Origin of the sequence: Flavobacterium odoriferum, assembly GCF_025499515.1 — a bacterium.
In the GTDB taxonomy this organism is placed as follows: domain Bacteria; phylum Bacteroidota; class Bacteroidia; order Flavobacteriales; family Flavobacteriaceae; genus Flavobacterium; species Flavobacterium odoriferum.
Window position 1 is genome coordinate 1 of sequence record NZ_JAMKFA010000034.1, and the last position, 6,783, is coordinate 6,783.

Below are 6,783 nucleotides of genomic sequence, written 5' to 3' on the forward strand. Positions count from 1 at the left end.
AAAACTGAAACCAAACTTTGTGTAAAACCTTCAAAGACAATTCTCAGCAAAAAACTTTGCGGAAAATTGAAAACCGAACCAAACGTTGCGGATAAACGTTGCGCTGATTTTTTTCAGTTCGTGAAAATATAATACTGCATTTAACAGCGGTTTAAAAATATGGCGAGTGTCGGGAAAATCCGAAATGGCACGGTTGTTTAATTTAAAGTTTTTTCTATATTTGTGTTGGCTTGGTGTTGATTCGTCGCCACAATTTTCAAGCCGAGAAACGTTAACGGCAACTTTTCCAAAACAGAACTTGAAATGAAACTTAAAGTTACTTTCCTCCTACTCTTTCTATCATTCATCACTTATGGGCAAATAGATGATTCAAACTTTAGACTCAAGGTTTTGAGGAAAAATATAATTGGTAAAGAATTTACTTTTGGAAAATGGAACGAAAAAGGAGATACAGAAACCAACTTAACTTATTTAGGAAATGTGAAAACTAAAAAAGGTAAAATTTATAAAATAATGAATTCTGTGTGGAATTGGGGTATATCTGGTAGAGCGACTAGCAGAATATTAATTTTTAATGACAAAAATCAATATATAGGAAACTATTATGTTACAACTTCAAGTGATTTACCAATCAAACTAGATAATGGTTTCTTAATATTCAAAAATACTGATAGTGATTGCGACAAAAAAGTAATGACTAAAGTCAATTTTAAAAATGGTTTACCGAAAAGTTTTTACCGTAAATGCAACAATGAGTTTGGGGATATTTATAACTTTGAAAGTTAAAAAGCAGCCGTTAACAGCGGTTTGCTTCAATGGCTACTTCCGGATTTTCCTACGGAAAATCCGCTGCTGAATGGAATGTTTTGTTATATTTGTAATGGCTTGGTGTTGGTGCAACGCCACTGAGAGCAAGCCGCAGAACGTTAGCAGACATTTTATGACCGCGTAACGAAAAAAAGTTTAAAAAGCTAAAAATGAAATTAATAAAACTTTTAAAGAATACTTTTAATGATTCAAAATTTGTAGAAACAAAATTGCAAAAAGAGTTTATTGAAAAAGATTATATTGAAAAAGTTGTTTTAAAAAACTCTGCTAAATTAAATTATCAACTGTTGCTTTTTTTTATGGTTATTAATATTTATTTATTGTATAACTTAAAAACATATTCGAATAAATCATTAATAATGATATTTTGTTTTACAACATTAGCTTTTCCAATATTTAAAATTATAAATAAAAGACCAAAATTAATTATCTCAAATGATAATCTAATATTAGAAAATGGAAAACAAATTAAATGGTCAGAAATTGAGTCTACATTAATTGAAGAATTAAATTCTTCTGATATTAGCAGCTTTTATAAGTTAAATGTTTTACTCAAAAACAAAAAAATAATAAAAATAAGCTTAAATGATTTAAATTATTCAGAATCAGAAATTAGCCATATTGTCGAATATTTTAAAGGAAAAAGCGTATAATATAAAGATATTAACCACGAAAAACTCTAAAAATGATAAGTAAAGATTGGATAGAATTAGAAGTTGAAAAAATATATAATATTAAAAGTAATTTATTCGAAAAGTTATTTAGAAGAGATAATCAAAAATATGCTTTAAAATTAATCAACAAAAATGATAGAAAGCAAAAAATGTTTATTGGAACTAGAAAAACTGAAAGTCAAACAATCGCTTTAGCGATAGAAAAAATAGAGCCTTCAGTTGAAACTGTAGAAATTTTATTCAAAAATGTAGTTGAAGAATTTGGCCTAAAATTGGAATATATGTTGATTAACGAATTAAATAAAGAAGGTCATTACAAATCAATTGCAAAATATTATAGAAAAGAGAAAAGCAAAATATTTCAAGCAAGAACAGTTGATCTAATTACTTTATGTCTAAGACAAAATAGTCCAATTTATATTGAGAAAGAAATTTTCGAAAAAAATATTGCCTAATAAAAAAACGTCTGCTAACAGCCGTTTCACGAAATTGCGGGGTTGGGATTTATCAGAATTGTTAATTTTTGAAACTAAATTTTGTCTATATTTGTAATCAAAAGTGTTGAAAATCCGCAACTTCGTGAAGCGGCGACACGTTGTGTACAATTATGAAAAAGACATATCTAATATTTTTATTTCTCCTTTATAATTTTTGTTATTCTCAAACACTAATTGATACGTCAAAAGTTAGTTTTGTTCAATATGAATGGAAGATTAATATCCCGAAAAAAGATTCGATATTAGACAAAATAACAACAAAATATAAAAGTGGAATTTACAAAGAAGAACTTATCGACTTACGAAAAGAAGAAAAAGAATATCCTTTAATTTCAATTTTTGAATCAAAAACTAATTATTTTAATAATGACCTGAAATCAAACTTTAAACTTCATTATTTTTCTGGTTCATTTGGAAAACATATTAACTTCTATGATAATTTTGGAATTTTAGACAGTATTTACATAAGTTTTGAAAAAGATTCATTAAGAGAATGGAAATATAAAATCGAAAAAAAAATCAGAAAAAACGGCAAACTTAATTGGTTAGTCAACTACGAAGGTGAAAAGGAAGTTTATTTTTATAACATCATAGGAAAACTAAAGAAAGTAGAAATTTATAAAGATACTTTGCTTTATGAAATTCAAAATTATAAAAACGGAATACTTGTAAGTAGAACTTTTCCAACGAGAGAAAAATATAGAAAAAAATTTATTTATGAATATGATAAACATGGTAGAATCTTAAAGCGAGATGAAAGTGATTATGAATATTTTAAATATGAATACAATCAATTTGGATTAATTAAAATTGAAAGATTCTATAAAAAGCAAAATAAACTAATGGGATTTACTATTTTTAGTTATGATAAAAATGGTCTACTTAAAAGTAAAAAAGAATATTTTAGGATAAAACTGCAAAATGAATTCAGTTATAGCTATAAATAACTGTACACAACAGCGGTTTGCTTCAATGGCTACTTCCGGATTTTCCTACGGAAAATCCGCTGCTGAATGGAATGTTTTGTTATATTTGTAATGGCTTGGTGTTGGTTCAACGCCACTGAGAGCAAGCCGCAGAACGTTGGCGGTCAGTTTGGTTGGAAAGTATAAAAAAGGAAAAATGAAAACAAATTTATATAGTTTAGAAGATTCAAATTACATAATCAATTATTATAAAGATATTCTAATTGGTAAAGAAATAGGAAGTTCTATTAAATTAAGAATATCAGGAATTAATACTGAAAAATATGAAACTAATAAATATAGAATAATTTGTAATTTTAAATTATACGGGAGTTTTTTAGTTTATCAAAGTATTGAAAATGTTTTAGATAAACTTAATCTTCCTCAACCAAGTGAGTTTCTAAAGAATCTAAATCCATAGTTAAGCAATATCCGTTTTCTTTATCGTAAACAACGGTGAACGATTCAGGAAAACAATCTATTAGTGATTTAAATTTTGTAAACTCATCCATGATAAATTTAATTTTTTGGTTTTCTATTACAGTCATAATAATTAATTTTAATTTTCATTCGCTTAATTGTGGCGGAATGATTTAACCACTTTTTTATGAATATTTTACGATTATTATTTTTATATTTAATTTCATTATGCATAATTCCATATATATTTGATATAGTAATTGATAAATATCAAATACTTGACAAAACAATTTTTAGAATATTAGCAATAATTTTTATTATTGTTTATGGTTATTATTCAACCAAGATAATCGATAAGACAATACTTAATCAAAATATTTTAACCGCTGTTTTTATTGCTATAATTTTATTATTTTTAAACATGTTAAAAATATTTACATTTGGATTTACATATTTTTTTGTATTTGCAGGTTTCATAATTTATTTTATTAACAGCGAAAAAAAAACAACAATCATAATTATGGAAAATAAAAAACCATTAACTAAACTTCAAAGGGAATATTTAATATCGAGAATAATAAAAAACTCAGAGAAAAACCTTGAATACAAAAAACATGTTGAAAACAGAATTGAAGAAATTACTAATAAAAAAAATAAAACCGAACCGCCAACAGCGGTTTAAAAATATGGCTGGTTTCGGGATTTTTTGAAATGGCGCAGTTGTTTAATTTAAAGTTTTGGTTATATTTGTGAAGGCTTGGTGTTGGTTTTCGCCACATTTTTAAGCCTCAGAACGTTGTGCGACAGCTTATAAAACTGAAGCGTAAAAAAATGAAAAAATGAAAAAAATGAAAATCTTTTTTACACTATTATTTCTGATAAAGGTACTTTCATCTTCTGCTCAGTTTACTAAAATTCATGATTTTGATGGTGGTGCTAATGGTGGTTATCCATTTAGTAGTCTTTTTTATGACGGAACATATCTATATGGAGTAACTGTTTATGGGGGTTTATACAACAGTGGAGTTATTTTTAAAGTAAAACCAGACGGAACGGATTATTTAAAAATTTTTGATTTTAACCCTACGGTTAGTGGTTATCATGCTTATGCAACCCTAATATCTGACGGGACATTTTTGTATGGTACTACTAAAGGAGATAATGGTGTCAATACTCATGGAACAATATATAAAATCAAACCTGATGGAAGTGAGTTTACTACACTTCATAATTTTAACGGATTCAACGGTAGCACTCCTTGGAGCGGACTTTTTTTAATTGGAAACTTTCTTTATGGAATGACTAATTATGGAGGTACAGATGGCACTATATTTAAGATAAAAACTGATGGCTCGAATTTCGAAACGTTGTTTAATTTTTCTGAAACGCTCTCGGGACGTTTTCCTTATGGGGAATTAATTTATGACGGAACGTTTTTATATGGTACAACTGCGGCTGGTGGTTCATATTATAGTGGCACTGTATTTAAAATATTACCAGACGGTACAGGATATTCCAAACTAGTTGATTTTGCAAGTGCTCCAAGTGGAAATTATCCATATGGCTCTCTTATTTCAGACGGGACATTTTTGTATGGAACAACAGGAACAGGTGGTGTTAACGATATTGGGAGTGTTTTTAAAGTTAAACCCGATGGCACTGAATATCAACAATTATTTAGTTTTAATGGAAATAATGGTCAACAACCAATGGATAATCTTGTCATTTTAGGAGATTATATTTATGGAATGACAATGTTTGGTGGTGTTAATAGCATCGGTATCATTTTTAGAATAAAACCTGATGGTACTGGCTTTTCAAAACTACTCGATTTTGATGGTACTACTCACGGAAGCTATCCACGTAGGTCTTTGATTTCAGATGGAACATTTTTATATGGAATGACCTCAAGTGGCGGTGAAAATGGAGATGGAGTTATATTTAAATTTTCTCCAGAAAACCTAGAGAATTCAGAATTTAACTTTCATTCAGATATTACTATTTATCCTAATCCTTCCAATAGTCTAATTAAAATAGAAACACAATCATTAACCAAATTACAAATTGAAGTTTATAACATTCTTGGAGAACTAATCATGGAACAATCTTCATTAAATCAACAAACTTTAATAGATTTATCAAATCATTCCGCTGGGGTTTACATTGTAAAAGTATATTATAATGATAACAAAATAATACACGAGAAAATAGTAATAAAATAGAAAGCCGATCGCACAACAGCGGTTTCAAGAAATGGCGAGGTATGGGATTTATCTGAAAGCGGAAGGGTTTTTAATTAAAAGTTTTGGTTATATTTGTGAAGGCTTGGTCTTGGTTTATCGCCACTTCATGAAGCCGCGAAACGTTAGTGTATATTATTGAAAAACCGAATGAAATCAACCGACAGAATTATAAAAGATATTCGATATTACGAAATAAAGCCGAAAGATTTCACTGGAGATTTTAACGGAATTATTGGTAATGTTCACCAGATTACTGACGATACAAATTCAATCGGTCAACGAATTGCAAGAAAACTAAATGAGTTTGAATTTATATCTGGAGAATTTGACCATATTTATATAAACTTTACCGAAAATCTAAAATTGGGAAATTTAGTTGAAAGCGAAAAAAAATTAGATAAACGGATAAAATATGTTGATTATGGAATTGAACCAAAAACATTTAATTCGCTAACAGAATATGAAAAAAATAAATTAGTCAAAGACCTTACATTCAAATCTTTAATTTTACTTTTCGAAAAAGACAAAGAAAAAATTGAAAAAATAATTGAAGTGAAAAATTTGCTGAATAAATTTGAAACGGAAATTGAAATCGCATATAAAACCAAAGAAACAAATTCATATAAAATTGAAATTGGTTATATGATTAATCCGAAAAAAACTTTGTCAAAAATTGTCGTGAAATATTTTGATAAAAAAAACGAAACTCAACATATAACAACTAAAGATTTATATTTTTATGAAGACATATTTTATTTAGTTGACAAAATTGAAGTTAAAAACGGAAAAATAATTTTTACTACTAAGAAAACAAGTTTGGGAGAAATTGCAACTACAAAATACGAAAGTTCAATTGAAATAGTAATCACCGAAATGGAAATAAATAACATACACTAACAGCGGTTTGCTTCAATGGCTACTTCCGGATTTTCCTACGGAAAATCCGCTGCTGAATGGAATGTTTTGTTATATTTGTAATGGCTTGGTGTTGGTACAACGCCACTGAGAGCAAGCCGCAAAACGTTGGGCGTCAGTTTCGTGCAGAACTTTAAAAGAAAGAAATGCGTCAACTAAATTATAAGTTGTAGCGTAAGAAAAACACAAATCACGTTTAGATTTAGAGCATGCAGAAAATAATATATAGCAATCCGATTTA

At 28.1% G+C, this 6,783-nt stretch carries 9 protein-coding genes; 7 read left to right on the forward strand and 2 right to left on the reverse strand.

Annotated features, from left to right (window positions below):
• Positions 1-303: 303 nt before the first annotated feature.
• From M9Q43_RS13925 to M9Q43_RS13940, 4 genes are all read left to right on the forward strand, one after another.
• The gene (locus M9Q43_RS13925) at positions 304-786 is read left to right on the forward strand and encodes a hypothetical protein (RefSeq protein ID WP_262319466.1); all 483 of its coding nucleotides are present in this window, start codon (positions 304-306) and stop codon (positions 784-786) included.
• 191 nt (positions 787-977) lie between these two features.
• Positions 978-1,481 carry a hypothetical protein gene (locus tag M9Q43_RS13930; RefSeq protein WP_262319467.1) on the forward strand — a complete coding sequence of 168 codons (504 nt, stop codon included), beginning with the start codon at positions 978-980 and terminating at the stop codon, positions 1,479-1,481.
• Between the two features lie 32 nt (positions 1,482-1,513).
• Complete coding sequence (locus tag M9Q43_RS13935; protein WP_262319468.1) at positions 1,514-1,957, forward strand: bifunctional nuclease family protein; 444 nt, start codon at positions 1,514-1,516, stop codon at positions 1,955-1,957.
• A 152-nt stretch (positions 1,958-2,109) separates the two neighbouring features.
• Entirely contained in the window at positions 2,110-2,946 is an 837-nt protein-coding gene (locus M9Q43_RS13940; RefSeq protein WP_262319469.1) for a hypothetical protein, read from the forward strand.
• 392 nt (positions 2,947-3,338) lie between these two features.
• Here the strand turns inward: M9Q43_RS13940 and M9Q43_RS13945 are convergent, their stop codons facing one another.
• Positions 3,339-3,512 (reverse strand): hypothetical protein, encoded by a 174-nt coding sequence (locus tag M9Q43_RS13945; protein ID WP_262319470.1) that lies wholly within the window; start codon positions 3,510-3,512, stop codon positions 3,339-3,341.
• A 59-nt stretch (positions 3,513-3,571) separates the two neighbouring features.
• Between M9Q43_RS13945 and M9Q43_RS13950 the strand changes: the two genes are divergently transcribed.
• The 3 genes from M9Q43_RS13950 to M9Q43_RS13960 all read left to right on the forward strand — a co-directional run bounded on the left by M9Q43_RS13950 (position 3,572) and on the right by M9Q43_RS13960 (position 6,524).
• The gene (locus M9Q43_RS13950) at positions 3,572-4,066 is read left to right on the forward strand and encodes a hypothetical protein (protein WP_262319471.1); all 495 of its coding nucleotides are present in this window, start codon (positions 3,572-3,574) and stop codon (positions 4,064-4,066) included.
• Positions 4,067-4,223: 157 nt separating this feature from the next.
• Positions 4,224-5,606, forward strand: a complete 1,383-nt coding sequence (locus M9Q43_RS13955) for a T9SS type A sorting domain-containing protein (protein WP_262319472.1) — start codon at positions 4,224-4,226, stop codon at positions 5,604-5,606.
• Between the two features lie 168 nt (positions 5,607-5,774).
• On the forward strand, positions 5,775-6,524 hold the full coding sequence (locus M9Q43_RS13960) for a hypothetical protein (RefSeq protein WP_262319473.1): 750 nt from the start codon (positions 5,775-5,777) through the stop codon (positions 6,522-6,524).
• A gap of 69 nt (positions 6,525-6,593) precedes the next feature.
• Here M9Q43_RS13960 and M9Q43_RS13965 read toward each other — a convergent pair.
• Positions 6,594-6,783, reverse strand: a 190-nt coding sequence (locus M9Q43_RS13965) for a hypothetical protein (protein WP_262319474.1), incomplete at its 5' end; no start/stop codon positions are given.